General features: G+C 69.3%; 17 protein-coding genes. 14 read left to right on the forward strand and 3 right to left on the reverse strand.

Going from position 1 to position 25,663, the window contains the following annotated elements:
• Positions 1 to 19 precede the first annotated feature (19 nt).
• Both VFV19_04830 and VFV19_04835 read left to right on the forward strand, forming a co-directional pair.
• Positions 20 to 1,171: a TonB family protein gene (locus tag VFV19_04830; protein HEX4823610.1), complete on the forward strand. Its 1,152-nt coding sequence runs from the start codon at positions 20 to 22 to the stop codon at positions 1,169 to 1,171.
• Positions 1,168 to 2,319 (forward strand): TonB family protein, encoded by a 1,152-nt coding sequence (locus tag VFV19_04835; protein ID HEX4823611.1) that lies wholly within the window; start codon positions 1,168 to 1,170, stop codon positions 2,317 to 2,319. Before VFV19_04830 ends, VFV19_04835 begins: the two co-directional genes overlap by 4 nt.
• On the opposite strand, the gene VFV19_04840 is transcribed toward VFV19_04835, so the two are convergent.
• Positions 2,316 to 5,411 (reverse strand): M1 family aminopeptidase, encoded by a 3,096-nt coding sequence (locus VFV19_04840; protein ID HEX4823612.1) that lies wholly within the window; start codon positions 5,409 to 5,411, stop codon positions 2,316 to 2,318. The two genes, VFV19_04835 and VFV19_04840, sit on opposite strands and share 4 nt — an antisense overlap.
• A gap of 56 nt (positions 5,412 to 5,467) precedes the next feature.
• On the reverse strand, positions 5,468 to 8,110 hold the full coding sequence (locus VFV19_04845) for a hypothetical protein (protein HEX4823613.1): 2,643 nt from the start codon (positions 8,108 to 8,110) through the stop codon (positions 5,468 to 5,470).
• A 59-nt stretch (positions 8,111 to 8,169) separates the two neighbouring features.
• Between VFV19_04845 and VFV19_04850 the strand changes: the two genes are divergently transcribed.
• Positions 8,170 to 9,213, forward strand: a complete 1,044-nt coding sequence (locus VFV19_04850) for a hypothetical protein (protein ID HEX4823614.1) — start codon at positions 8,170 to 8,172, stop codon at positions 9,211 to 9,213.
• On the opposite strand, the gene VFV19_04855 is transcribed toward VFV19_04850, so the two are convergent.
• A complete protein-coding gene (locus tag VFV19_04855; protein ID HEX4823615.1) occupies positions 9,162 to 10,436 on the reverse strand; it encodes an NAD(P)/FAD-dependent oxidoreductase in 1,275 nt (424 codons plus the stop codon). The two genes, VFV19_04850 and VFV19_04855, sit on opposite strands and share 52 nt — an antisense overlap.
• A 45-nt stretch (positions 10,437 to 10,481) precedes the next feature.
• Between VFV19_04855 and VFV19_04860 the strand changes: the two genes are divergently transcribed.
• The 11 genes from VFV19_04860 to VFV19_04910 all read left to right on the forward strand — a co-directional run bounded on the left by VFV19_04860 (position 10,482) and on the right by VFV19_04910 (position 25,663).
• Positions 10,482 to 11,186, forward strand: a complete 705-nt coding sequence (locus VFV19_04860) for a DUF1573 domain-containing protein (GenBank protein HEX4823616.1) — start codon at positions 10,482 to 10,484, stop codon at positions 11,184 to 11,186.
• Between the two features lie 2 nt (positions 11,187 to 11,188).
• The gene (locus VFV19_04865; protein HEX4823617.1) at positions 11,189 to 12,601 is read left to right on the forward strand and encodes a nucleotide excision repair endonuclease; all 1,413 of its coding nucleotides are present in this window, start codon (positions 11,189 to 11,191) and stop codon (positions 12,599 to 12,601) included.
• A complete protein-coding gene (locus VFV19_04870) occupies positions 12,601 to 13,899 on the forward strand; it encodes a hemolysin family protein (GenBank protein ID HEX4823618.1) in 1,299 nt (432 codons plus the stop codon). Before VFV19_04865 ends, VFV19_04870 begins: the two co-directional genes overlap by 1 nt.
• Before the next feature lie 71 nt (positions 13,900 to 13,970).
• Positions 13,971 to 14,435 (forward strand): Fur family transcriptional regulator, encoded by a 465-nt coding sequence (locus VFV19_04875; protein HEX4823619.1) that lies wholly within the window; start codon positions 13,971 to 13,973, stop codon positions 14,433 to 14,435.
• A gap of 53 nt (positions 14,436 to 14,488) precedes the next feature.
• Positions 14,489 to 15,865 (forward strand): FlxA-like family protein, encoded by a 1,377-nt coding sequence (locus tag VFV19_04880; protein HEX4823620.1) that lies wholly within the window; start codon positions 14,489 to 14,491, stop codon positions 15,863 to 15,865.
• The gene (locus VFV19_04885; protein ID HEX4823621.1) at positions 15,865 to 16,395 is read left to right on the forward strand and encodes an FMN-binding protein; all 531 of its coding nucleotides are present in this window, start codon (positions 15,865 to 15,867) and stop codon (positions 16,393 to 16,395) included. Before VFV19_04880 ends, VFV19_04885 begins: the two co-directional genes overlap by 1 nt.
• On the forward strand, positions 16,392 to 16,859 hold the full coding sequence (locus VFV19_04890) for a hypothetical protein (GenBank protein HEX4823622.1): 468 nt from the start codon (positions 16,392 to 16,394) through the stop codon (positions 16,857 to 16,859). The genes VFV19_04885 and VFV19_04890 overlap by 4 nt, the downstream gene beginning before the upstream one ends.
• Entirely contained in the window at positions 16,856 to 18,604 is a 1,749-nt protein-coding gene (locus VFV19_04895) for an ABC transporter ATP-binding protein (protein HEX4823623.1), read from the forward strand. The genes VFV19_04890 and VFV19_04895 overlap by 4 nt, the downstream gene beginning before the upstream one ends.
• Positions 18,601 to 20,373 (forward strand): ABC transporter ATP-binding protein, encoded by a 1,773-nt coding sequence (locus VFV19_04900; protein HEX4823624.1) that lies wholly within the window; start codon positions 18,601 to 18,603, stop codon positions 20,371 to 20,373. The genes VFV19_04895 and VFV19_04900 overlap by 4 nt, the downstream gene beginning before the upstream one ends.
• A gap of 72 nt (positions 20,374 to 20,445) precedes the next feature.
• Complete coding sequence (locus tag VFV19_04905; protein ID HEX4823625.1) at positions 20,446 to 22,608, forward strand: fibronectin type III domain-containing protein; 2,163 nt, start codon at positions 20,446 to 20,448, stop codon at positions 22,606 to 22,608.
• 10 nt (positions 22,609 to 22,618) lie between these two features.
• Positions 22,619 to 25,663: a TonB-dependent receptor gene (locus VFV19_04910; protein ID HEX4823626.1), complete on the forward strand. Its 3,045-nt coding sequence runs from the start codon at positions 22,619 to 22,621 to the stop codon at positions 25,661 to 25,663.

Raw genomic sequence — 25,663 nt, forward strand, 5'->3', positions numbered from 1 at the left:
CCCTCGCAACGGGGGACGCATGCGTTTCGCAATCATCGTGGCCGCCGTCGTCGGGTTGAGCGCTTCGGCTGCCGACGACAATCGAGTAGCTCAGGCCCAAGATCTCATCCGTCACGGCGACTTCAAGGGAGCATTGACTCTCCTCGATCCACTCATCGCGTCGGAACCCAAGAACATCCAAGCGCGTCTCACCGCGGCTGCAGCGTGCGTCGCGCTGAAGAACGTTTACTGCGGCGAGCAGAACCTCGAAGCGATCGAGAAGCTCGCGAAGGAGACGACCGGCTACGACTCCCTGCGCGGCCGTCTCTACCTCATCGAATCCGACATGGCACTGCAGCAGAGCGACCTCAAGAGAAGCAAGTCCTTGGCGGACAAGGCGGCCGCCTCGATCTCGAAGGCGCTCGCGGAGTCTCCCGGTCAACCGAAGCTCCTGGCGCTTCACGCGATGGCACTCCGCGCCGCCAGACGGAACGATGAGGCACTCCGGGCCTGCGAGGCCTGGCGCGGCGCGGAGCCGAAGAATCCCGAGGCGTACGCCATGACGGCGGCGGTGCTGGCGAATGCTGACCGCTGGAACGAGACGACGGCGCTATTGGGAACGGTGCCGAGCGACGACGCGTCGCTCCGGCTCGCCATCGACACCGCCGTTCTGTTCAGCGGTCTCGGCCGGGTTCCCTGGAGCACGATCCAACCGCTGTTCGATTCGGTCCGTTCGCGCACCAGCGATCCGCAGATCGGACGCTCGCTCGATGCATTCCGGACGGTTCTTGCGGCTTCCGGGTCACCGACGCCGCTCCAGATGCTGGACTATCTCGACGCCGATCCCGCCGACACCCTGGGCGTCGGTCGCGCGCTCCTCGACAAGGCCCGTGAGGGCAAGCTACCGGTCGGCGATGCAACGCCTCCGGAAAGAGTATCCGGTGACACGCCGAAGTATCCCGATATCGCGCGACGCGCGCGCATCGAAGGCGTCGTGGTCGTGGTGGCACGTATCCGGTCGGACGGCAGCGTCGGCTCGGTGCACGTCCTGCGATCCTCGAATCCGTTGTTCAGCGACCCGGCGATCGCGAGCGTCAACTCGATGCGTTTCAAGCCCGCGACCAAGGCCGGTGCTCCGGTCGAAGTCGCTTGGACGATTCGGGTCGACTTCCTCCTTCGCGCCGGCACATGATCTGGGCCATAGCCGTTCTCATCACCTGGCTCGGCGCCGCAGGCCCCCCGATCGATCCCGTGAGCCAGGCTCAGCTCCTGGTGCAGAGCGGCGACTATCCTGGGGCGCTCAAGTTGCTCGCGCCACTGCTGGCGACGGATCCGAAGAACGTGCAAGGGCAGCTCACCGCCGCGGCGGCCTGCATCGCCATGAAGAACGATTATTGCGGCGAAGAGCACCTGAAGGCGGCCAAGAAATCCGCTTCGGAGAGCTCGGAGTACCAGCAGCTCACTTGCCGCCTGAACCTCATCCGGGCAGAGGACGCTCTCACGCAGGGAGATCAAGAAAAAAGTTTGGCTTACGGCCAGAAGGCGGCCGATGCAATCTCGAGCGCTCTTTCGAAGACGCCGGGGCAGCCGAAACTCCTCGCGCTGCGCGCGATCTCGTTGCGGGCGTCCGGCCGGTCCCACGAAGCGTTGAAGGCTTACGAGACATGGCGGGTAACCGAGCCGAGAAACCCCGATGTCTACGGTGCCACGACGGCCTTGCTCGTCGATCTGAAGCGTTGGAACGACACAGCGGCGCTCTTGGCGTCGGCGCCGACAGACGACGAATCGGTTCGGCTCGCGATCGACATCGCTGTTCTGCGTAACGGTCTCGGCCGAGTGCCCTGGACCTCGACACAACCGCTGTTCGATTCGGTCCGCGCGAGGAACGCGGATCCGCAGGTCGAGCGGATGCTCGAGATTTATCAGACCGTCCTGGTTTCGACCGAGCGGCCGAAGTCGCTCAAAGTGCTCGACTACCTCGATGCGAATCCCGGCGATGCCCGCGGACTGGGCGCTGCATTTCTCGCTCGGTACCCCGAGGAATGGAATGCGCGCGGCGACATCGGCGATGACGTCGCTCTTCCCACTCTTGTATCGGAGCGGCCGCCGACCTATCCCAAGCTTGCCCGAGGTGCGCGCATCGAAGGAAGTGTCATCCTCCTTGCGCGCATTCGTGAGGATGGAAGCGTCGGCTCGCTGCATGTTCTCAAGTCGACGAGTGCGATGTTTAACCAGTCAGCCGCCGACTCCGTCCGCTCGCGACGTTACAGGCCTGCCACAAGGGCGGGCCGGCCGATCGAAGTCCCTCTCGTGATCCGCGTCGACTTCCGGCTTCGCTAACGCCCCGCCGCGTGCAGCTCCGCGAGGAGCGACGCATCGGCCCCGTGACGCTTCGCTTCGGCGGTCGCCTCGCGGCAGACGTCTTCATGACCGGTCGCATGGGCGGCGGCCGCGTAGAGGAGGTAGTCGCCGCCCGTCCCGATGTCGCCTTCGGCGCGACGGTTCTTGCGCGCGGCGTCGAAGACGGTGTCGGTCTCCTTCTGCTCGAAGTAAAGGTAGAGGTTCTTGCTGAGCACCTTGTAGGCGCCGGAAGCGTCGCCCGCGCGCAGCGCGAGACGCGCCCGGAGCATGTCACGGACGAATCGCGCCCGCGTCTCGTCGCCGTAGTCGTCCGCGTCGACGGCGACCCCGACCGTCCGATCGCCGATCGCGCCGGTCGCATCGTCGACGCGGCCGGCGTCGAGCGCGATCTCTGCCAGCCGCAAATGGATGCGGCCGTCGAGACGATCGTTCCACCAGCCGGTCTCGCTCTTCTTCTGCTCAACGGCGTTGGCGGGAGGCGCGGTGAGCTTCATCGTCAGCGCGCGCTCGTAGAGCGCCTTGGCCTGATCCGTCTGTCCGGTCGATTGACGCGCCGCGGCCTGCGCCGCGAGCGATCGCTTCGGCTCCTGCGTGGCGTCGATCACCGTCGTGGGCACCATGCCGCGCGGGTCGAGGTGCAGCGCCGACGGCTGCTGAGCCACCTTCAAGGCGATCGGCGTTTCCGGGCCGGACACGGCCACGGTGGTCCGGAACCCCCGCATCTGGTTCGAGCGACCCGGCGCGAGAATCTTCCAGTCGCCGAGGTTGGCGGAGCGCGGAGCGTCCGATGACGATTCCTCGATCGGAAGCATGGCGGCGATCGACGCCTGCGCCTTCTCGTCGGATTGCAGGACGCGGAACGTGGGCTGAATGTCGAAGCCGCGGTCGCCGACCTTGACGAGACGGTCGCGGCGAACGCCGCGCGCGACCTGATGCACGGCACCGCGTACGGCGAATCCGCCGTCGACCGGGGCGATGGCGTAGTCGTAGTGGATCTCGGGGTAGCCGACGCCGCGAATGAACTGGCGCATGAACGGCTCGACGTCGCGTCCGGACATCTTTCCGATCGCACCCAGCACGGTCTCCGTGTCGAGGCAGCGGAACTGGGCGCGCTGCGCGACCTCCTTGAGCATGCCGAGAAACGGTTCCTCTCCGAGCTGCTCCGCGAGGAGCGTCAGGACCATCGCGCCCTTCTCGTAGATGACGGCGTGATAGGCATCGCGGCTGAGACTGGACTGAAGTCGCGACCCGATGGCCAGAGGGCCCATCGCTTCGAGCGGCCGGTCCGCGGCGGTCGCTGTGGCGAGCGTGGCGGCATTGATTTCGAGATCGAGGTACGCGGCCTGAACCTTCTGTCCCGTCTTCGCCGCCTCGGCATTCCGGAAGATCGACGCGGAGTAGTTCGCGAGCGACTCGCTCAGCCACACGTCGCCGTCGCGCGCCCAGCCGACGAGGTTGCCCCACCACTGGTGGGCGAGCTCGTGCGCGACGATGCGGCGCTGATCGAGCGCGTCGCTCCCCTCGAGCGCGATGCCCTGGACGATGTCGTCCGCGAGCGTGACGAAACCGAGGAACCCTTGAGCGAAGTCGTAGCGCGTCGTCGCGACGCTCAGCGTATCGAGCGGGTACGGCCCGAATTTCTGCTCGTAGGCGGTCAGCGCGTCGGCGATCGTCGCGATCGTCTTCTCGCGATCGGCCTCCCCGGCGGTGCGCTGATCGCTCAGGAAGCCGATCTGGAGCGCGACGTGACCGATCGTTCGGTCGATGATTTTGAACTTCCCGATCTCGAACCCGAAGAAATCGGTCGGCTTGTCGAGCTCGCGAACCTGCCGGCGCCGGCCGGCGGTGGTGGAGGTGTCGAGCAGCTTCCCGGCGCCGAGGATTCCGTAGGACTCGGGGCCCTCGAGCTCGACCTTGTACGTCGCGCGGTCGATCGTCCCCGCGTGCGGATACCAATCCTGCGTGGTCCGCTTGCTCATGAGCCCGTCGGGCGTCCGCGCGAACAGAACTCCGTGGTACTTGACGTGCGCGACGAGCTTGTCCCCGACCAGGGCCTGACTCGCGAGCATCGCCACGACGTCATACTTGCTTCGAACCCAGGGAACAGGAGCGTCTCCGACCGTCACGGCATCCACGACGAGGTCCGGATACAGCGAGAGCCGGAAGCTGCTCGCTCCGTCGGCGCGGGCCGAAAGCGCGATCGTGACGTTGCCGGTGACGCTCTCCACGGCATCGTCGACGGCGAGCTGGAGATCGTAATGATCGGGCTCGAACGACTGGTGGCCGTACGCCGTGCCCGACTTCGTCGCGAGTCCGGACGAATACCAGGTGTCCCAGCTTCCATAGTCTTCCAGCTCGGTCGTCAGCTCGCGGCCTTGCGCTTGCTCGCGCTTCAGCCACGATTGCCAGGAGTCCTTGTCCTGGTCGCCCGCCCGTATCGGCACGAACTGCTTGAGCGTGATCGGCTCCTTCGCGAACGGTGACACGTCGAAGTAGAAATGGCCGAGCCGGGGCGATGCGCACCACGTCGCGCAGAATCGCTGTGCCGGACGATCGCCGGCCGCGTCCGCAAGCGCGTTGAATCGCACCCCTCCGCGGCGGTATTCCCGCGAGGCCCGCCAGTCCTTGAACAGCGCCGCGGCGTCGCGTGTCACGGTGGCGTCGAGAGCCGCCGCTCCGGGGCGGGAGGAGATCGCTTCGACCACCGCATCGTTTCCCATGGCGAAGACCGCGCTCGTCACCGGCTCGTCGAGCGCCTCGTGCCCGGTGAAGAGGTCGAGCTGATACCCCTCGACCGGGTCGTCCGTCGCCAGGACGAAGCGCGCCTGACCCATGAAGAGGAATTCCTGCTGAGGAGCGGGGCCGGCGACCGGAACGAGCCAGCCGCTCTCGATGTCGAGATGCGCCGGGCCCAGCTCGACCCGCATCTTGTCGACTTTCCACCCTTCGGCCTTCGGCTTCGCCGCATCGAGATCGCGAAGCCAGCCCTGCGGGTCGGCCGACGGATCGGACGCTGCTCGAGCCAAGGACAGCGCGAGCACGACAATCGAAAGGCACACGAAGCGTTTCATGTCTCCCCCTGACGTTCTTGGGGGAGTGTAGCCGCGAACCGGCCGGCGAAGACGACCTAACGCGTCTCGATTCCGGGCGCGATCTTCACGTCGAAGCTCTGCTTGGACGTCGCCTTCCCCAGCGTGAGGATCGCGGTGTAGGTCCCCGGACGCACAAAGAGCGAGCCCTCGCCGCCGTATTCGGTGAGCACGTCCTTCGTCGGCTTGAGGTCCCACGCGACGCGGCCGAGGCCGGCGATCGCGGGCGCGGTGAGGTTGGCCACGGTCTGGTCGGAGGCGTTCTTGATCTCGATCTTCACGGGGTCGGGTCCGGTCGCCTTCACCCAGAAGGTGAGCAGCGCGCCGTCGGGCGGGTTGTCGCCGCGGTAGACCGTGCCGCCCGAGGAGTCGACCCAGCCGGGGTACGGGTAGCGGCCCAGGACCGCGCGGATCGGGAAGAGCTTCGCGTCCTCGGAACGGGCTTCCTTCGTGAGAGCGCCGAGCGCGCTCACGTCGTCGACGACGAAGAGGCTGCGGCCGTGCGTGGCGATGACGAGATCCTTCTCGCGCGGGTGCACGAGGATGTCGTCGACGGCGACGGTGGGGAGGCCGCCGAACGGGACCCAGTGCGCGCCGCGGTCGAGCGTGGCGAAGAGGCCGAACTCGGTGCCGGCGTAGAGGACGTCGGGGCGCGTCGGGTCTTCACGCACGACCTTCGCGGGGCCGCCGTCGGGCAGGTCGCCCGAGACGCTCGCCCAGCTCTTCCCGCGATCGCCGGTGCGCCAGATCATCGGGGTGAGCTTGCCGGAGCGATGCGCGTCGACGACGAGGTACGCGGTCGCGGCGTCGTGGCCGGGCTCGACGCGCGAGATCCACTCGCCCTTGGCCGCGGCGGGGAGGCTCGAGGTGAGTTCGCTCCACGTCCCGCCGTCGTCCTCGGTGACCCAGAGCTTGCCGTCGTCGGTGCCGGCCCAGAGCATCCCCTTCTTCACCGGCGACTCCGCGAGCGTGTAGACGATGCCGTACGTCTCGGCGCCGCTGCCGACCGTCTCGATGCGATCGGCGATCTTCGCGGTGAGATCGGGGCTGATCGCCTTCCAGTTCTCGCCCTTGTTCGTGAAGCGGAAGACGCGGTTGCCCGCGAGGTAGAGGACGCCGGGCTCGTGCACGCTCCCGATGAGCGGCGAGTTCCAGTGGAAGCGGTAGCCGGGCGTTCCCTCCGCGGGCTCGGGCTTCACCACCTTGATCTCGCCGGTGGCGAAATCGAAGCGGTGCATCTCGCCGCCCTGCGATTCGGCGTAGACGAGAGTCGGGTTCTTCGAGTCGAACGCGCACGAGAAGCCGTCGCCGCCGCCGATCTGGATCCAGTCGGAGTTCATGATCCCGTCTTTGCTGTAGGTGCGGACCGGACCGACGAAGTTCGAGTTGTCCTGGAGGCCGCCGCAGATCCGGTAGGGAACGCTGTCGTCGACGTTGATCCGGTAGTACTCCCCCGCCGCGAACTTGTTGAGGAGGTCCCACGTCTTGCCGACGTCGTAGGTCTGGTAGACGCCGCCGTCGGTGCCGAGGAGGAGACGATCGCGCTTGGCGGGATCGATGACGAGCGCGTGGCAGTCCGGGTGGACTTTCTTGAAGGCGTCCTCGCGGAACGACTTCCCGCCGTCGTCGGACACGTGCACCAGATACCCGAGAAGATAGACGCGCTGGTCGGACTCCGGATCGACGCGGATCTGGCTGAAGTAGAACGGCCGCGGGTTGAGCGGGTTGACGCGCGTCCACGTGCTCCCGGCGTCGTCCGAGCGGAAGACGCCGCCGCTCTTGGAGCGCACGCCCCACGTCGAGCTGCCTTCTTCGTCCGACTGGACGACCGCGTAGACGATGCGCGGGTTCTTCGCGAAGACCGCGAGGCCGATGCGGCCGGTGTCGTCCGGAAGGCCCTTCGTGAGCTTCGTCCAGTGGGCGCCGCCGTCGATCGTCTTGAAGATGCCCGAGACGTTCTTCCCGTCGGTAACCGCGGCGCCGTAGGCGAACGACCAGGGTGTCCGCCGGCGCGCGTAGAGCGCGGCGTAGATCACGTCCTGGTTCTGCGGATCGACGGCGAAGTCGCCGCAGCCGGCGACGGCGTCTTGAGGCGACGGTGCCGAGAGGAGCCGCTTCCAGCTCTTGCCGGCGTCGGTCGTCTTGTAGAGGCCGCGCTCGCCGCCCGGGTTCCAGAGATCGCCCATCACCGCGACCCACGCGGTCTTCGGGTCCTTCGCCGCGACGACGACGCGCGGGATCGCCTTCGAGAAGCCGAGGCCGACGTTCGTCCAGGTCGCGCCCGAATCTTCCGAGCGATAGACGCCGTCGCCCCACGACGAGCTGTTGCGATCGTTCCCCTCGCCGCTGCCGACCCAGACGACCTTCGGGTCGGAGGGTGCCACCGCGATGTCGCCGATCGCGGCGACCTTCTCCTTCTCGAAGATCGCCGAGAACGACGCGCCCGCGTTCGTCGTCTTCATGATGCCGCCGGTGCCGAGGCCGACGTAGAACGTCGCGCCGTCCGATGGGTCGAGCGCGATCGACGAGACGCGGCCGCCCATGATCGCGGGGCCGATCGCGCGCGCCTTGAGCGCGGCGAGGGTGTCCTTGTCGAGGGCGGGCGCCGGCGGCTCGGGCTTCGCGGCCGAGACGAGGAGCGTGATCGAGACGAGCGTGACGATGCGGAGCGCGCGGACCATCGGGACCTCCCTGTGACATGTTCGCGGCGGGCCGCTCATCATATAGACTCCGCGCCGCGATGAAGGGGTTCGTCTCGTTCCATCCGATCGACCTGGGCTTCTTCGACGATCTCATCGCGCCCCTCATCGCGGGGAAGAAGGTGAACCCCGAGGCGTTCGTCGCGGACGCGGTCCGCGTGCGCCGCAACGGTTGGGTCGCACGCCGTTACGCCGTCGCCTTGGATCAGCTCTCGCAGCTTGCCGAGGCACCGAAGCCCGATCCCGGCGGCAACCTCTGGCAGCGCCTCAAGAGCAACATCGAGGCGATCGACTTCAAGCCTGACGAGGCCGCCCGGCTCGCCGCCAAGGGGTTCGACGCCGATCTCCACCTCGACGGGAGGCCGTTCTTCATCGCCGAAAATTCGGCGGAGAAGGTCGCGGACGCGGTCGTCGCGTTCACTTCCGCCGAGACGTCGGAGGCCGCCGACGCGATCGCCCGCGCGCAGCTCGGGAAGATCGATCCCGCGCTTCCGCCGCTCGTCGAGCCGGCCGAGATCCCCGATCTCGGAAGCGATCTCGCCTACCGGACCGATCTCCTCGCATCGCTCCGGATCGCCCACGACCTCCCGCGGCTCGCGCGCGAGGGCAAGCCGTGGACGAACGGGGCGAGCGCCGTCTCCGCGCTTCCGCAGGTGCTGCCCGCGCACGCGGTCGTCCTCCACGGGCGCGCGCACCCGTTCTGGATCGCGAAGGACGTCGACGGTCTCGAGACGATCTGCCGCGCCGCCGGCGTGCCGCCGCCCGATTGCTTGAGCCCCGCGTTCCGCCCGTTCGCCGAAGCGTGCGAGGCGTTCCCGTCGCTCAAGGAGAGCCTGGGGCTCGAGATGCGCTCGTCCCCCGCGGTGGGCGCGTTCGTCGCGCCGGCCGAGATCGGCGGGCTCGTGGATTTCCTCGCGGGGCACGGCGCCAAGATCATCGGCGCGGCGACGCGGGCCGGCGAAGGGCCGATGGCGACGTCGCTCCTCCGGAAGATCAAGGAGTGCGCCGTCTACGCTCAGAAGCGCGGGCTCGGTTACCTGGAGGCGGCCGGCGTGCTGCCGCCGGAGCGCGACGCGGTGTCCTGAAGCAGAGCCGCGGCCGCGGAAGAGCCCGCGATCGTTCCCGTCGCCCACGCCCACTGGAAGTTGTAGCCGCCGATCCTGCCGTCGACGTCCAGGATCTCGCCCGCGAGGTGAAGGCCGGGACAGACGCGCGACTCGAGCGTCGTGAGATGCGCCTCGCGGAGCGGGATCCCGCCCGCCGTCACCTCGGCGTGCGTGAAACCGCGATCGCCCGTGACCGGAACGCGCCACGCGCCGGTCGTCTCGTGGAGCGCGCGGCGCCTCTCGCGGGAGAGCCGTGCGAGCGGGGCGCCCGGCTCGACGCCGGCCTCGCGGCAGAGCGCGTCGGCCAAGCGTTCGGGGAGGTGCTTGCGCAGGCAAACGCCCGCGGTGCCGTCGTCGTCCCAGCTCCACCCGGGAATCCAGTCGAGGGTGAGCATGACCGACGGGTCCTCGCGCCGCGCCGCGTTCCAGTGACGGCTCATGTCGAGCACCGCGGGGCCGGAGAGGCCGAAGTGCGTGCAGAGCACCGGACCATCGATCTTCGTGAACGCCTTGCCGGAGCTCGAGCGCAGCGTGAGGCGCGCCGGGACCGCGATTCCCGCGAGCGAGCGGACGAAGGCGCCATCGGCGAGGACGAGCGGAACGAGCGCGGGGAACACCGGCGCCGTCGTGTGACCGAGGCGGCGCGCCATCGCGAGCCCCGCTCCGTCGGACCCCGACTTCGGGAGCGCGAGCCCGCCTGTCGCGAGCACGACGCGCCCCGCCTCGATCGAGCCTCCGGGTCCCGCGATCGTGAAGCCGGCCTGCGACCGCTCGATGGACGCGGCACGCCACGGGTGGAGGAGGCGGACGTTCACGTCGCGGCACGCGCGGAGGAGCGCCTCGAGCACGCTGCGGGCGCGGTCATCGACCGGGAAGAGCTTACCCGTCTCCTCGCGCTTGAGCGGAACGCCCAGCTCCTCGAAGAAGCGGATCGTCGCCGCGACGTCGAAGCGCCGCAGCACGTTGCGGACGGCGGCGGCCGATGAGCCCGAGAACGAGCGCTCGTCGACGACGTCGTGCGTGACGTTGCAGCGGCCACCTCCAGCGACGAGGATCTTGGCGCCGAGCCTCGCGGCGCCGTCCAGTGCGACGACGCGAAGCGGGCGTCCCCGCCGCCCGGCCTCGCGGCCCGCCTGGATCGCGGCCATGAGCCCGGCGGCGGAGGCACCCACGATCGCGAGGTCATGGCATTCGTCCGTCACGCGCGCATTTTGACGCGGGCGAGGGCGGATGGTACAAACCGGCGCATGGCGGTGGGGATGCAGACGGTGGCCGCAATCGCGCTCGTCCTCGCCACGGCCGCGGGGGAAGGCGGCCCCGCGATCAAGTTCGAGGCCTCGACGCACGACTTCGGGACGATTCCCTCCGACGAGAAGCAGTCGTACGCGTGGCCTTACCGGAACACCGGCACGGCGGCCCTCGAGATCCGCTCCGCGGACCCGTCGTGCGGCTGCACGGCGACCGTGGCCGATCCGGCGACGGTCCCGCCGGGATCGACGGGAACGCTGCTCGTCACCTTCGATCCGGCCGGCCAGGTCGGCGACGTGCGCAAGACGATCACGGTCGTCACCAACGATCCGGAACATCCGAGGACGATCCTCACCATCAAGGCGAAGATCGTCGTGCACGAGACACCGCTCAAGCCCGGCGAGCATCCGAGGATCGCCGGTCAGTCGCTCCTCATGGGATCGTGCGGCGGATGCCACGCCGCACCGGCGGCGGGGAAGACCGGCGCCGCCCTCTTCACCGCGATCTGCGCGCCGTGCCACGGCTCGGGACTCGACAAGGCCTACCTCGCCTCTCACGACGACAAGGCGATCGCCGACGTGATCGCCTACGGGACCGCGAGCCCGAAGATGCCCGGCTTCTCGCAGCTCATGGGGGGCCCGCTCGACGACGCGCAGGTCGCGTCGCTCGTCGTGCACCTCAGGGCCGGCGGCGCCGCGAAGTAACGATGGAGAGGCGGCCGACGTCCGTCGTCGCGGAGCGGGCCGTTCGACATCTCCGCGCATCGGGGTCGGCGACGAGCTCGATCGTCCTCGCGCGCGAGCTGCTCGCGCTCACGATCGGCGACGAGGCGCAGGCGGCACTCGTGCTGCGCGGGGCGTTCGCCGACGACCCTCGTCTCACTTACGGGTCGGGCACGTGGTCGCTCGCCGAGTCCGCCGTCGTCGAGGACGCTGCGCCCGTGCCGTTCCGGGCCGGCCGCGACATCGCCTTCGTCCTGGTCGAGGGAGGGCGCGCGGCCGCGCACGCGCCGGTCAGGCTGACGGTGGTCGCCGCGGTGCGGCGGCGCGGCGAGGAGATCGTCGCGGCCTGCGGCGGCGAGCTGGCGCTCTGGCCGCCCGGAGGCGCGCTCAAGGAAGAGCTGCGCGGTCTTCTCGAGGGCGCCGACGTCGCGCTCCACGCGCCGCGCGGAGGGCTCGCGGCGATCGAGGGTTGGCTCGGCGAGCCGCTCGACCGACCGCTGTCGATCCCGCTCCTCGCCCGGCGCCGCCGCGAAGTCCCGCTCGACGCGACGATCGAGGCGCTCGCGGCCGCGCTCGGGCTCGCCGTCACCGTCGCGGACGATGCCGCCGGCCGCGTCGAGCTGGTCGCGGCGTGCTTCGACGCGCTCCGCGCGCCCGGCGAAGAGTGGGCCGCGCTCGAGTCCGCGTGCCGCGCGCCGGTCGAGGCCCTTCCGTGGGACCGCTACGCCTTCACGCCCGGCGATCTCCGCGCGATTCCCGCCGTCCCCGGGACGTACCGGTTCTTCGACGAGGAGGGCACGCTCCTCTACGTCGGCAAGTCGAGGAATCTCAGGCGAAGGCTCGGCGACTGGTTCCGCGATCGCGGAAGCCGCAGCGACCGGGTGCGCGCGCTCGTATTCGCGGTGCACCGGTTCGAGCTGGCGCCCGCGGGCTCCGGCCTCGCGGCGCTCATCCGCGAGGCCGCGGCGATCCGCCGCGAATCCCCGGCCGCCAACGTCCAGCGTGAAGTGCATCCGCGGGGCGCACGCGCCGCGCGCCTCGAGTCGATCCTCATCCTCGAGCCCGCCGAGGCGCCGTGGAGCCTCAGGGCCTGGCTCATCCGCGACGGCCGTCTCGTCGACACGATCGCGATCGGTCCGAAGGGCGGCGGGCTCGCGCGCATCGAGCGGGTCCTCGAGCAGCGGTTCTTCGACGGCGGGCCCGGCCCCACCTCCTCTCGGCCGAAGCCGGTCGACGTCGAGCTGATCGCGCGGTGGCTCGCCGAGCATCGCGACGAGGTCGTCGCGTTCGACCCGACGCACCTCCGGACCGCCGGCGAGGTCGTGACGCGCCTGAAGTGGTTCCTCGCGCGCGGGGTCTTAATCGACCCCGAGGGGTCGCCTATACTGCCGCGCTGATGGATGCGGTCCTCGTCGCCATCGCCCTCCTCATCGTCGCGATCAACGCATTCTTCGTCGCGGCCGAGTACGGGTTCGTCCGCGTGCGCGTCACGCGCATCGAGGACCTCGTCCAGCGCGGGGTGCCGCGCGCGGCGGCGGCGCGCGAGGTCCTGCGCCACCTCGACGCCGCGATCTCCGCCTGTCAGCTCGGGATCACCCTCACGTCCCTCGGCCTCGGCTGGGTCGGCGAGCCGGCGTTCGCGCACCTCCTCGAGCCGCTCTTCGGCTGGGCGGGGGCCTTCAGGGCCGGGGCGGCGCACACCGTCGCGATCGTCCTCGCGTTCCTCCTCATCACCTTCCTCCACGTCGTCCTCGGCGAGCTCGTGCCGAAGACCGTCGCGATCACCTACGCCGAGGCGACGGCGCTCGCCGTGTCGTGGCCGCTGCGCGTCTTCCGGTTCCTCTTCTGGCCGCTGATCACGTTCATGAACCGGAGCGCGAACCTCGTCGTGCGCCTCATCGGCCTCCCCGCCCCGACCGAGCGGAGCCTCGCGCACAGCGAGGCCGAGCTGCGGATGATCCTCGCGGTCAGCCGGAAGAGCGGCGCGCTCTCGGAGGCCCACGGGCGCCTCCTCTCGGCGGCGCTCGACTTCCCCGACCGCGCGGTGCGCCAGATCATGGTGCCGCGGGGCGACGTCCTCTGGCTCGACGCCAACCGGTCGTACGCGGAAAGCCTCGCCCGCGCCCGCGAGTACGGGCACACGCGCATTCCGCTCTGCGACGGGACGATCGACCGCGTCGTCGGGATCGTCCACATCAAGGACCTGTTCATTCAGCCGCCGCCGTCGATCGGCGCCCCGACCCTGGCCGCGCTCGCGCGGCGTCCCCTCTTCATCCCCGAGAGCGCGAAGATCCAGCAGGCGCTCGCGCTCTTCCAGCGGCAGAAGTTCCACCTCGCGATCGTCGTCGACGAGTACGGCGGGACCGCGGGGCTCGTCACCCTCGAGGACATCCTCGAGGAGCTGATCGGCGAGATCCAAGACGAGTTCGACCAGGAGTCGCCCAAGGTCGTGCGCCAGCCCGGTGGCCGAATCCTCGCCGACGCGTCGCTCACGATCGCCGAGCTCGAGACGGCGACGGGGACGCACGACGACGTCGAGGAGGACGTCGACACCGTCGGCGGCCTCGTGCTCGCGCGCCTGGGACGCATCGCGAGGGTCGGCGACTCCGTGCCGTTCGGCCCGCGGACGCTCGAGGTCGTGCGCGTCCGCGGGCGTCGCATCCTGCGCGTCGCCGTGTCGCCTCCCGAAGTTTGACGCGCGTTCCGCGCCTCTGATATCGTCGTCTCTCGTATTGCGAACTGCTCGCAACTACTACCGAGGGTCGTATGTCGCTGGCACCGAGGCCGAAGGAGAAGCTGGTCGATCGCATGAAGGCCCACGGCGTGCGACTGACCGGCCAGCGGCGTGTCCTCGCCGACCTCCTCGAGAACGCGACCGAGCACCTGGACGCGGAGCAGGTCTACCAGCGCGCGAAGGCGAAGGACGGCTCGATCCACCGCGCGACCGTCTACCGCACCCTCAACAAGCTGAAGAAGCTCGGGCTCGTCGACGAGCTCGACCTCATGCACGTCAGCGGCGAGCGGCACTACTACGAGATCCGGCCGAACACCCTTCACGTCCACCTCGTGTGCACCGTCTGCAAGGGGGTCGACGAGCCCAGCGAGTCGTTCTGGGAAGACCTGAAGCGCCGCGTGAAGAGCGACAACGGATTCCAGCCGGAGGTCGTCCGCATCGAGATGGCGGGGACCTGCCGCGCGTGCCAGCGCAAACGCTCCCGGCATTCCGCCTGATTTTTTTTGAATTGATGTTGCGAAAGGTTCGCAACTATTGAAAGGAGATCCCTGTGCGCAGAGTCCTCGTGATCCTCGTGACGTTGTGGAGCCTTGCGGCGTTCGCCGCCGACCCTTCGGCCGGCGACCTCGAGAAGCAAGTGCAAGAGCTGCAACGACAGATCGAGGCTTTACGCACGGGCTCGCCGGACTCCGCGAAGATCGCCGAGCTCGAGCGTGAGATCCAGGTGCTCGCGGCGGAGATCGAGAAGCTCAAGCTGGGCGAGGCGGCGCCCGAGGCGAGTGAGGGCAAGTACGGGCTCGGCCCCTCGGCGTCCAAGATCTACAGCGCGAAGAAGGGCGTCTCCTTCGGCGGCTACGGCGAGGTCGTCTACACCAACCCGTCGTCGAAGCTCGAGGACGGCTCTCCTTCCGGCCAGACCGCCCAGATCGACCTGCTGCGCGGCGTGTTCTACTTCGGCGCGAAGTTTGGCGACAAGATCATCTTCAACTCCGAGCTCGAGGTCGAGCACGCGACGACCGGCGAAGGCGACGAGGAGCGCGGCGAGGTTGCGCTCGAGTTCGCCTACCTGGACTTCCTCGTGAAGGCTCCCATCAACGTGCGGGCGGGGGCTCTCCTCGTCCCGATGGGGTTCATCAACGAGCGCCACGAGCCGCCGACCTATCTCGGCGTGAACCGGCCGCTCGTCGAGCAGGTCATCATCCCGGACACGTGGACCGAGCTCGGCGCCGGCCTCTTCGGCGACCTCGGATCGAAGGTGACCTATCGTGCCTACGTGACGAGCGGCCTCGCAGCGGCGGCGGGCACGTCCAGCGGCGCCGGAGGCTTCTCCGCCGAAGGCATCCGCGACGGCCGCGCCGAAGGCTCGTACGCGTCGGCGGAGAAGCTCGCGCTCACGGGGCGCATCGACGGCACTCCGGTCTCGGGACTGACGATCGGCGCTTCGTTCTTCACCGGCGACGCGGGCCAGAACTTGCCGTTCGCAGGCGGGCACCTCGAAGCCTGGACGACGGTCGCCGACCTCCACGCCGAGTACCGCTGGCGCGGCCTCATGACGCGCGCCCTTTACGCGCGCACCTCGATCGACCACGCCGCCGACGTCAATGCCGCGCAGGACCTCGTCGGCGACGAGTCGGTCGGCGAGAAGCAGTACGGCTGGTACGGCGAGGCGGGCTACGACGTGCTCACGCACGTGAAGGACGTGCGGCAGGCGCTCATCCCCTACTTCCGCTACGAGCGCCTGAACACGCAGGACGCGGTCCCCGCGGGCTTCGCCCTGAACCCGGCGAACGACATCAAGCTCCTGACCGTCGGCGCGATGTGGAAGCCGATCCCAAACATCGCGGTCAAGCTCGACTGGAATCAGGAGAAGACCGGTGCCAGGACGGGCGTCGACGAGGTCGCCTTGGCGCTCGGGTTCATGTTCTGATGACGCGCCGGGCCGCCGCTCTCGCTCTCGTGGCCGCGCTGGTGACGGCGGCCCGCGCCGCGGTCTATCTCACCCAGGACAAGGCGCTCGCGCTCGCCTTCCCCGAGGGAACGAAGGTCGAGCGGCAGGCGATCTTCATGACGGACACGCAGCTCCGGAAGGCGCGCGCGGCGGCGGGCGGCGTGCCGGTCGAGAGCGCGCTCGTCACCCGCTACACGGGGAAGGACGCCGCCGGGCGCGTCGTCGGCACGGCGTACTTCGACACGCACCGCGTGCGAACGCTCGACGAGACGCTCATGGTCGTCGTCGGCCCCGACGCCAAGGTCGCGCGCGTCGAGATCCTCTCGTTCGGCGAGCCGCCCGACTACCTGCCGAAGCATGCGTGGCTCGACCAGTTCAAGGGACACGCCCTGGACGACGACCTCTCGGTGAAACGCGGCATCCGCGGGATCACCGGGGCCACCCTCTCCTCCCAGGCCGCGACCGATGCCGTGCGACGCGTGCTCGCGATCCACGGGGCCGTGCCGTGACCGCCTTCGAGAAGTGGACCCTCTGGGCGTCCTCGATCGTGGTGGGGATCACGGGGATCGTCTACGGTGTTCTCAAGTACTTCATGCGAAGCGACGATCCTTACGCCGTGACCCACCACCCGCTCGAGCCGTGGGTCTTGAAGGCGCACGTCCTCGCGGCTCCGGTCCTCGTGTTCGCCGTCGGCGCCGTGTACACCCGGCACATCGTGCGCAACTGGCGGACCGGCCGTGTGCTCGGGCGCCGGAGCGGGATCGCGACGATCGTCGTCGTCCTCCCGATGATCGCCTCCGGCTATCTGATCCAGACGGTGACCGCGGCGAGCTGGCTCTTCTGGATCGCGATGCTCCACATCGCCGCCGGCCTCGTCTACCTCGCGACGTTCGCCGGGCACCAGCGATCGACCGTGCGAGCGCCGGAGCGCCGGAGCGCCACCTCGGACTTCCCCGCGGATCCCGACGCGTGAGCCCGGGCGGCTTCCGCCGGTTCGTCCTCTGGGCGCGGCCGTACCGCGGTGCCTACCTGCGCGGCGCCGCCTGGCTCGTCGCGACGAACGTGCTCGCGCTCGGGATCCCGTGGCTCCTCCGCGGCGCGATCCACGACCTCGAGAAGGGAACGAACGCCCGCCGTCTCGCCCTCTTCGCGCTCGGCATGGCCGGCCTCGCGCTCGCGCAGGGGTTCGTCCGGACCTTCTCCCGCCTCGCGATCTTGGGCGCGAGCCGCAAGATCGCCTTCGACGTGCGCGAGGCGTTCTACGCGAAGCTCTTGACGCTCGACGCCCGGTTCTACGACTCGTTCCGGATCGGCGACGTCATGTCGCGCGGTGTCAACGACCTCCAGCTCCTCCAGTCGTTCTACGGACCGGGCCTCATGAACGCGCTCAACACCGCGGTCGTCTACGTCGGCGTCGTCGCCGTCATGCTGCGGATCGACGCGGTGCTCACGCTGGTCGCGCTCGCGCTCTTCCCGCTCCTCTACTTCGGCGTGAACCGCATGAGCAAGCGGGTCTATCAGCGCTCGCTCGCGGTGCAGGAGCAGCTCGCGTCGATCAGCAACCGCGCGCAGGAGAACCTCGCCGGGATCCAGCAGGTCAAGATCTACGCGCGCGAGGAGCAGGAGATCGCAGCCTTCCGCGCCCTCGCGTCGACGCACCGCGACCGCAATCTCGCCTTCGCGCGGATCCGCGGGGCGATGGTGTCGCTCATCGGGATCTTCTCCGGCGCCGGCACGCTCCTCGTCCTCTTCGTCGGCGGGCTCCACGTCATCCACGGACGGATCACCCTGGGCGACTTCGTCGCCTTCAACGCCTACTTGGGGCAGCTCGCGTGGCCCACGATCGCGCTCGGGTGGATCGTCAACGTGTTCCAGCGCGCCGCGGGCGCGATGACGCGCCTCGACGAGGTCCTCCTCGCCGAGCCGGCGATCCCGCCGCCCGCTCTTCCCGCCGAGGGCGTGATACCGGTCGACGGCGACGTCGCGATCCGCGGCCTCACCTTCGCGTACCCCGGGAGCGAGGACCGCCCCGCGCTCGAGGACGTCGACCTCAACATCCCCAAGGGGAGCCGCGTCGCGATCGTCGGCGGCGTCGGTTCGGGGAAATCGACGCTCGCGCACCTCCTCGCGCGCGTCTATCCGGTGCCGGCCGGGACGATCGCGATCGGCGGCGACGATCTGGCGACGACGCCGGTCGAGCGCGTCCGCGCGGGGATCGGGTTCGTTCCCCAGGAGGCGTTCCTCTTCTCGCGGCCGCTCCACGAGAACGTCGCCTACGGCGCCCCGGGGGCTTCTGCCGCGCGTGTCGACGAGGCGGTCGCCCTCGCGCGCCTCACCGGCGATCTCACCGCGCTCCCGGACGGCCTCGCCACCGTCGTCGGCGAGCGCGGCTTCACCCTCTCCGGAGGCCAGCGGCAGCGCGCGACCCTCGCCCGCGCGATCGCCTGCGATCCGCGGCTCCTGATCCTGGACGACGCCCTCTCGAGCCTCGACGCCGAGACCGAGCGGATGGTTCTCCTCGGCCTCGATCGCGCGCTCGCCGGGCGGACGCTCGTCCTCATCACGCACCGCGCCTCGACCTTGAGGGCCGTCGACCGCATCGTCGTCCTCGAGCGCGGGCGCGTGGTCGAGGACGGCCCGCACGCGGCGCTCCTCGCACGCGGCGGCGTCTATGCGCGGCTCTTCCGCCGGCTCGATCTCGAGGAGAACCTGGCGTGAGCGACCGCGACGACGTCCTCGGGAAGGCGTACGACGGCCGGCTCATGCGCCGGCTCGCGGCGTACGTGCGGCCGTACCGCGGCCTCGTCGCCTTGACTCTCCTCATGCTCTTCGCGGGCGGCGCCGTCCAGCTCGTCCAGCCGTACCTCGTCAAGGAGGTCATCGACCGCTTCATCGTCGCGCGCCGCACCGAGGGGCTCGCGCTTCCCGTCGGGCTCTTCCTCGCGACCCTGATCCTCGACTTCGTCCTCGGCTTCTTCCAGATCTACTTCCTCGAGCGGACCGGGCAGAACGTCGTCTTCGACCTCAGGACCGACGTGTTCTCCCACCTGCAGAGGCTCCCGTCGTCGTACTTCGACCGCACGCCGGTCGGCCGCCTCATGACGCGCGTCACGACCGACGTCGAAGCGATCAACGAGGCGTTCACGTCGGGGGTCGTCCTCATCCTCGCCGATCTCGCGAAGCTCCTCGGCATCGTCGTGATCCTGATCGCGATGGACGTGAGGCTCGCCCTCGTCACCTTCGCGGTCATCCCGCCGATGCTCCTCGTGTCGTGGTGGTTCCGTGTCCGCGTGCGCGACGCCTACCGCGCGATGCGTGCCGCGGTCGCGAAGCTCAACGCGACCCTCCAGGAGTCGGTCTCGGGGATCAGGATCATCCAGCTCTTCCGCCGCGAGCCGCTCGCGGCCGGGGAGTTCGGCGCGCTCGACCACGAGCACCGTGCCGCCCAGCTCGGCGGGGTCTTCTACGAGTCCGCGTTCTCGGCGGTCGCGGAGCTCATGGGATCGGTCACGCTCGCGGCGATCGTCTGGGCCGGCGGCCGGCGGCTCATGGGCGGCGCGATCACCTTCGGCACGCTCGTCGCGTTCTTCGAGTACGCGGGCCGGTTCTTCCGGCCGGTCCAGGAGCTGTCGCAGCGCTACACCGTCATGCAGGCGGCGATGGCGTCGGCCGAGCGGATCTTCGCGCTCCTGGACGTGCGCTCGACGCTCGTCTCCCCCGAGCGGCCTCATGTGCCGGCGGCGCGCGCGCGGGGCGCGATCGTCTTCGAGAACGTGACGTTCGCCTACGCCTCCGGCCCCCCCGTGCTCAAGGACGTCTCGTTCCGCGTCGAGCCCGGTGAGCGCCTGGCGGTCGTCGGCTGGACCGGCGCCGGCAAGTCGACGCTCATCCGTCTCCTCGCGCGCCTCTACGACGTCCAGTCGGGGCGCATCCTCGTGGACGGCGTCGACGTCCGCGAGTACGACCTCCGGCAGCTCCGTAGGACGATCGGCGTCGTCCTCCAGGATCACTTCCTGTTCGCGGGGACCGTCGCCGGGAACATCGGCCTCGACGACCCGGCCATCGACCGTGCGACGATCGAGCGCGCGGCGCGCACCGTCCGCGCGGACCGGTTCATCGACCGCCTGCCGCACCGTTACGACGAGCCGGTGCGCGAGCGGGGCGGCAACTTCTCGGTCGGCGAGAAGCAGCTCCTCTCGTTCGCGCGCGCGCTCGCCTTCGACCCGGCCGTGCTCGTCCTCGACGAGGCGACGGCCTCGGTCGATCCCGAGACCGAGGCGCACATCCAGCAGGCGCTCGGCCGCCTGCTCGAGGGACGGACCTCGATCGTCATCGCGCACCGCCTGTCCACGATCCGGGACGCCGACCGGATCCTGGTCCTCCACCACGGCGAGGTGCGCGAGACCGGCCGGCACGACGAGCTGATCGCCCGCGAGGGAAGCCTCTACCGGACCCTCTACCTGCTCCAGTCCCAGGTGTCGGCTTGAAGTTCTTATAAAAATTGCTTGCCCCTCCCGGTCCGCTGCGGGTAAAAAACGTCCGATAGAGGAGGGGTCTTCATGTTCGTCGCCGCCCTCGCCGCCTCGATCACCCTGGCCGCCGTTCCCGTGCGCACGACGCGCGTGCGGAGCGTCGTGGTGAGCGCCCCGCTCCCGTCCGATCTCGTCTCACCCGAGGGCAAGTCGCGGTGGCACCTCGAGGGCGCTCCTCTCGGCGAGTCCGCGACCCGGACGATCACGAACGACGACCTCGCCGCGGCGGGCGCCGAGCGCTGGTTCCTCCCCGACCACGACCCCCTCCAAATGAAGATGGGAGCGCGCGTCACGCTCGACCTCACCGAAACCAAGGATGGCTTGATCGATCGCGTGACGGCGGAGATCGCGACCGTCGGCATCGGCTGGGTCCACCTCCCCTCCGGCCCCGAGGAGGTCGTGCTCGAGCGGGTGCTCCTCCTGCGGCAGCGCGCCGGCGAGCGGGCGTTCCATCCCGACCTCCTCGTGCACCGCTGGGTCAGCCCGAGGAAGGGCGTGCTCGCGTCGATCGCCGGACCGGCGTCGTCCGACGGCCGCTCCCGTCTCGGCGTGACCGAGGGCACCGTCGTCGACGACGTGCCCCTCGGCGCGGCCGACCTCAAGGTCTACGCCGACTCGATCTACCGGGGGACCTTCATCGACATCAAGTACGGCTACGATAGGGGCCCGGGCGTGGCGCCGTCGGCGCTCGTCCCCAACGCCGGAATCAACAACGCTTGCGACCTCGTCAACCTCTCGACGTGGGATTTCTCCGGCGTGAACAGCGGCAAGGAGAACGCGACCACCGACGCGAGCAGCGTGCCGGCGGAGAGCTGCAACACCGCGCGGTGCGGTTACCAGGGGTATCCGGTCACGGGCGGCCTCCACACGCCGATTCTCGAGCGGCTCGACCGCAATCTCACGTCGACGCTCCGCAGGGACAACCAGGTCGTCCAGCGGGAAGACCGGGCGACCGACGTCACGTTCTGGCTCAGGGCCGGGACGCAGAACGAGAACGTCAACGGGGTCTTCGGCAGCGGCGAGAGCCGGTTCTGCTTCACCGACGAGACCGGGAAGGACCGCGAGGAGGTGCCGGTCTGGCGGATGGCGCACCAGAATGGCGTGGGGTGGTACACGCAGGCCGGGGACACATGGGGCAGCGCCCCGCCGGCGGGATGCCAGGAGACGTTCTACACGACCGTGTGCGGGGCGTCGCAGCCGCTGACGCCGAATCCGCTCTACGGGAAGGCGTGCACCAGCAGCGGCCAGACCTACCCCGGCACGCAGTCGGGCAAAGTCGTGAAGGCCGGAGTCGTCATCACGCCGTCCGGACACACGCTGAACGCAATCGTCGTCCGGAATTCGACCGAGTTCTGCGTCTACGGCGACAGCTCGTGCGCCGTCCTCTTCGATAAGGTCCGCACGGTCGTCTATTACTGGGAAGTCCCCTACCTCGGCTCCGTTGCGCTCGTCCGCGGGCCCCGCCGCGTCGATCTCGCCGCCGGCGAGACGGAGACGCCGTGCACGAACTTCACGTCGTTCGACTTCACCGACATGGGGTACGGCCTCTACCCGCCGGTGTCGATCGCCACCGGCGCGGTGACCGACACGTCGATCGCGCTGTCCTGGAATCCGGGAAACGACACGCACCGGATCAGCGGCTACAAGATCTACTGGGATACCGATCCGGGAGCCTCGAGCAACTACGCCTTCAACTCGGTGACGAACGCCGCACAGGCGTCGATCGTCGGGACGACCGCGACGATCTCCGGCTTGACGCCGGGGACGACGTACTACTTCACGGTGACCTCGCTCTCGAGCTTCACCGACCCGTCGTCGAGCGTCACGAGCTCGTACGAGAGCATCCGCTATCCGACGACCGTGTCGGGCGATCCGAGCTTCTCCTATCCGGTCGAGGTCTCGGCGGCGACGACCGGCGGAACGTGCATCCCCCAGACGCAGGTCACGAATCTCACGATCGACCGGTCCGCGACCCCGAACCTGCACGTGTGCTGGAGCCCGTCGGCCGATCCGTGCACCGTCGGCTACGACATCCTCTCGTCCGACGACGACACGACCGATCAGACGTGGACGGTCGCCGGGCAGACCGGCCTGACCACGTGCTGGGATGGCGACCCGGGGCACACCTTCGTCCTCGTGAGGGCGAGGGGGACCGGCGGCAGTGGGCCGTGGGGCCACTACAACCACTGAGCGGCGGCGCGTGAAAGGACTCTTCCCGGCCCTCGTCCTCGCAGCGGTCGTGTGCGCCTCGCCGCTCCGCGCGCAGTCGACGAGCGCGACGCTCGGCGGCCACGTGCGCTCGGCGGACGGCAAGCCGGTCGGCGGTGCCCTCGTCCAGGCGCGATCCGCGGATTCGGGCGCCGTCCGAACCTCTTCGACCGATACGGGCGGCCGCTACCGGTTCGACGCCCTCCAGCCGGGAACCTACGCGCTCGTGGCGCGCAGCCCCGAAGGCGTGCTCTCCGACACGAAGACGATCGTGCTGCGGCTCCAGCAGATCGGCGAGGTCGACCTCGCGATCGGCAAGGGGCTCGAGGAGCAGGTCACCGTCAGCGCCGAGGCGCCGATTCTCGAATCGAAGAGGACCGGGGGCGAGCTGCGCGTCCTCGGAACGCAGGCCGAGAATCTTCCCGTGGCACAGCGCAACGCGACCGATCTCGCCCTTCTCGACTCCTCGGTGAGGCGCGCCGCGCCGTCGAGCTACTACGGCGAGAGGGCCGCGCCGTTCGTCATCAACGGCCAGACGGGTCGGTCGAACAGCTACCTCGTCGACGGCCTCGACAACAACGACCAGGCGAGCGGCACGTCGCTCAACGCCGAGTTCTCGAGCCTTGTCATCAGCGAGTTCCTTCTCCTGACGCACCAGTTCGCGCCGGAGTTCGGGCGTGCCTCCGGCGGCGTGATGAACATCATCACGGAGCGCGGGACGAACGAGGAGAGCGCGCTCGGCTTCCTCCAGGGCGCCCCCGAGATGTTCGCCGCGTCGGGCGATCTCGTCGATTCGCTCCCGGCGACGCCGGGCGTCTCCGAGGCGTCGTCGTCGTGGTCGTCGGGCCTCCGTTGGGGCGGCCCGATCAAGAAGGACAAGGCGTTCTGGTTCGCGGCGTTCGAGCACCAGCAGCAGGACGAGGTCATCCCCTACACCGGGTTCACGCACGACCGCACGGTCGGCGGCCGCTACGACGCCCCGAATCGCGACGACAACGCGTTCCTGCGCACCGACTTCAACCTCGACCCGAACGACACGCTCATGGTCCGTCTGTCGATCGACGATCGCGACACGCAGGGGATCAACGTCGGCGGGATCGCGACGCCGCAGTGGGGGTTCTCGATGGCCGAGCGCGACGTCCAGCTCGGCGCGACCTTGACGTCGGTCATCTCCCCCAAGCTCATCAGCGAGCTTCGCGTCCTCCTCGGATCGTCGTCGCTCGACCAGCGCGCGAACTCGACCTCGACCGGCGTCGAGCACCCGTCGGCCCAGTTCGGCGGGAACAACCTGAGCCGGCAGCAGCGCGACGCCGCGACCTTCCAGCTCGTCCAGAACCTCACCTGGGTGACCGGCAACCACACGACGAAGTTCGGCTACGACGTCACCCCGTCGCGCACGAAGGTCGCCGCCCAGTTCAATCCGAACGGGAACCTCACGTACGACACCGACGAGAAGTTCGACGGCGGCGATTGCTACCTCGGCGACCTCTCGAGCGGGATCGTCGTCAGCGACATCCCGTTCCGTTGCACCGGGGACACGGCTCAGACCTGCTACGTCGAGGACGACCAGTGCCCGGCGATGGGGAAGGGGCACTGCGCGCCGGACTACAACGTCCCGGTCCCCTGCCCCGGCATCCCGGGCGTCGACGACAACGGCGACGGGCGCATCGACGAGCCCGCGAAGCCGTGGACCTACCCGAAGGTCTTCCAGCTCATCGAGGGCCAGCCCAAGGCGACGCTCAACAACACCGCGATCGCCCTCTTCGCGCAGGACTCCTGGCAGGCGACCTCCCGATGGCTCCTCGACTTCGGCCTGCGCTACGACCTCGACACCTTCACGCTCCCTGCCTCCGCGATCGTCAAGTCGACGGTGCCGAACGGCGGCGCCGGCCGCGACTACAACAACCTGGCGCCGCGCCTCGGGTTCACGTACACGGCGGGACGCGATCGCGAGTGGATCTTCCGCGGCGGCGCCGGCGTCTTCTACAACAAGACGATCCTCGCGTTCCCGGCGGTCGCCGCCGTCACCTCGGGAACGAAGATCGGCCTCATGTTCCCGCAGGGGTTCGCGCTCGAGCTCACCGAGGACTTCATCGCGCGGAACGGGATCGACGCCATCAGGCCGGTCCTCTTCTTTCCCGACTTCCTCACCCTGCGGTTCTCGACCGGCACGCGCCTCGACTCGACGCAGGCCAACCTCTTCAACTTCGGCGTCGAGCGGCTCATCGGGCGCGAGGGAAGCTTCTCGGCCAACGTCACGCGCTCGCTCACCTATCACGTTCCGCTCATGAGGGACCTGAACCCGGTGATCGGGACCGACCTCCAGGGGATCCCGATCCACGCGTACGACACCGTCAACGTCGGCTCGATCGCCGCGGTCACGACCGAAGGGCGCGCGTGGTACACGGGGCTCGACCTCGCGTGGAGATGGCAGAGCGGCTGGGGCTGGTATTCGCTCTCCTACACGCTGTCGAAGTCGGAGGACATGGGACCCGACCCGCTCAAGGGCGGGATCTACCTGCCGCCGAACTCGTTCGATCTCTCGACCGAGCGCGGCCTCTCCGACAACGATAGGCGGCACCGGTTCGTCGCCTCGGGCGACATCGCGCTCGGTTTCGGGAGGATGCACCTGTCCGGCGTCTACGAGTACGCGACGCACCTGCCGTTCAACGTGACGACCGGCGCCGACGACAACGTCGACGGCATCACGAGCGACCGGCCGCCGGGGGTCGGGCGGAACACGGGGCCGGAGACGTCGCTCGCGGCGATCAACGCCTACCGCGAGGCGCACGGCCTGACCGACGTGACGTCGCTCTCGGCCCCGTACCTCTCGCAGCTCGACCTGCGCCTCTACCACATCTTCCCGTTTGCGAGCACGAAGGGGACGGGGCAGGCTTACCTGCAGGTATACAACGTGTTCAACCGGTTCAACGGCGGCCTCGTCGAGGGCCGCGTGCTCGCCACGAACTTCGGGCAGCCGATCAGCAACGCGGGCCCGCCGCGGACGTTCGAGCTGGGCCTGAAGATGGGGTTCTGA

It is taken from the genome of Candidatus Polarisedimenticolaceae bacterium, from assembly GCA_036275915.1.
In the GTDB taxonomy this organism is placed as follows: domain Bacteria; phylum Acidobacteriota; class Polarisedimenticolia; order Polarisedimenticolales; family DASRJG01; genus DASRJG01.

Excerpts from the sequence above, each read along its gene's own strand:
- VFV19_04835 (HEX4823611.1), top strand. The coding sequence starts at position 1,168 with ATGATCTGGGCCATAGCCGTTCTCATCACCTGGCTCGGCGCCGCAGGC.
- VFV19_04845 (HEX4823613.1), bottom strand. The coding sequence starts at position 8,110 with ATGGTCCGCGCGCTCCGCATCGTCACGCTCGTCTCGATCACGCTCCTC.
- VFV19_04840 (HEX4823612.1), bottom strand. The coding sequence starts at position 5,411 with ATGAAACGCTTCGTGTGCCTTTCGATTGTCGTGCTCGCGCTGTCCTTG.
- VFV19_04870 (HEX4823618.1), top strand. The coding sequence starts at position 12,601 with ATGGATGCGGTCCTCGTCGCCATCGCCCTCCTCATCGTCGCGATCAAC.
- VFV19_04850 (HEX4823614.1), top strand. The coding sequence starts at position 8,170 with ATGAAGGGGTTCGTCTCGTTCCATCCGATCGACCTGGGCTTCTTCGAC.
- VFV19_04830 (HEX4823610.1), top strand. The coding sequence starts at position 20 with ATGCGTTTCGCAATCATCGTGGCCGCCGTCGTCGGGTTGAGCGCTTCG.
- VFV19_04865 (HEX4823617.1), top strand. The coding sequence starts at position 11,189 with ATGGAGAGGCGGCCGACGTCCGTCGTCGCGGAGCGGGCCGTTCGACAT.
- VFV19_04905 (HEX4823625.1), top strand. The coding sequence starts at position 20,446 with ATGTTCGTCGCCGCCCTCGCCGCCTCGATCACCCTGGCCGCCGTTCCC.
- VFV19_04875 (HEX4823619.1), top strand. The coding sequence starts at position 13,971 with ATGTCGCTGGCACCGAGGCCGAAGGAGAAGCTGGTCGATCGCATGAAG.
- VFV19_04885 (HEX4823621.1), top strand. The coding sequence starts at position 15,865 with ATGACGCGCCGGGCCGCCGCTCTCGCTCTCGTGGCCGCGCTGGTGACG.
- VFV19_04860 (HEX4823616.1), top strand. The coding sequence starts at position 10,482 with ATGGCGGTGGGGATGCAGACGGTGGCCGCAATCGCGCTCGTCCTCGCC.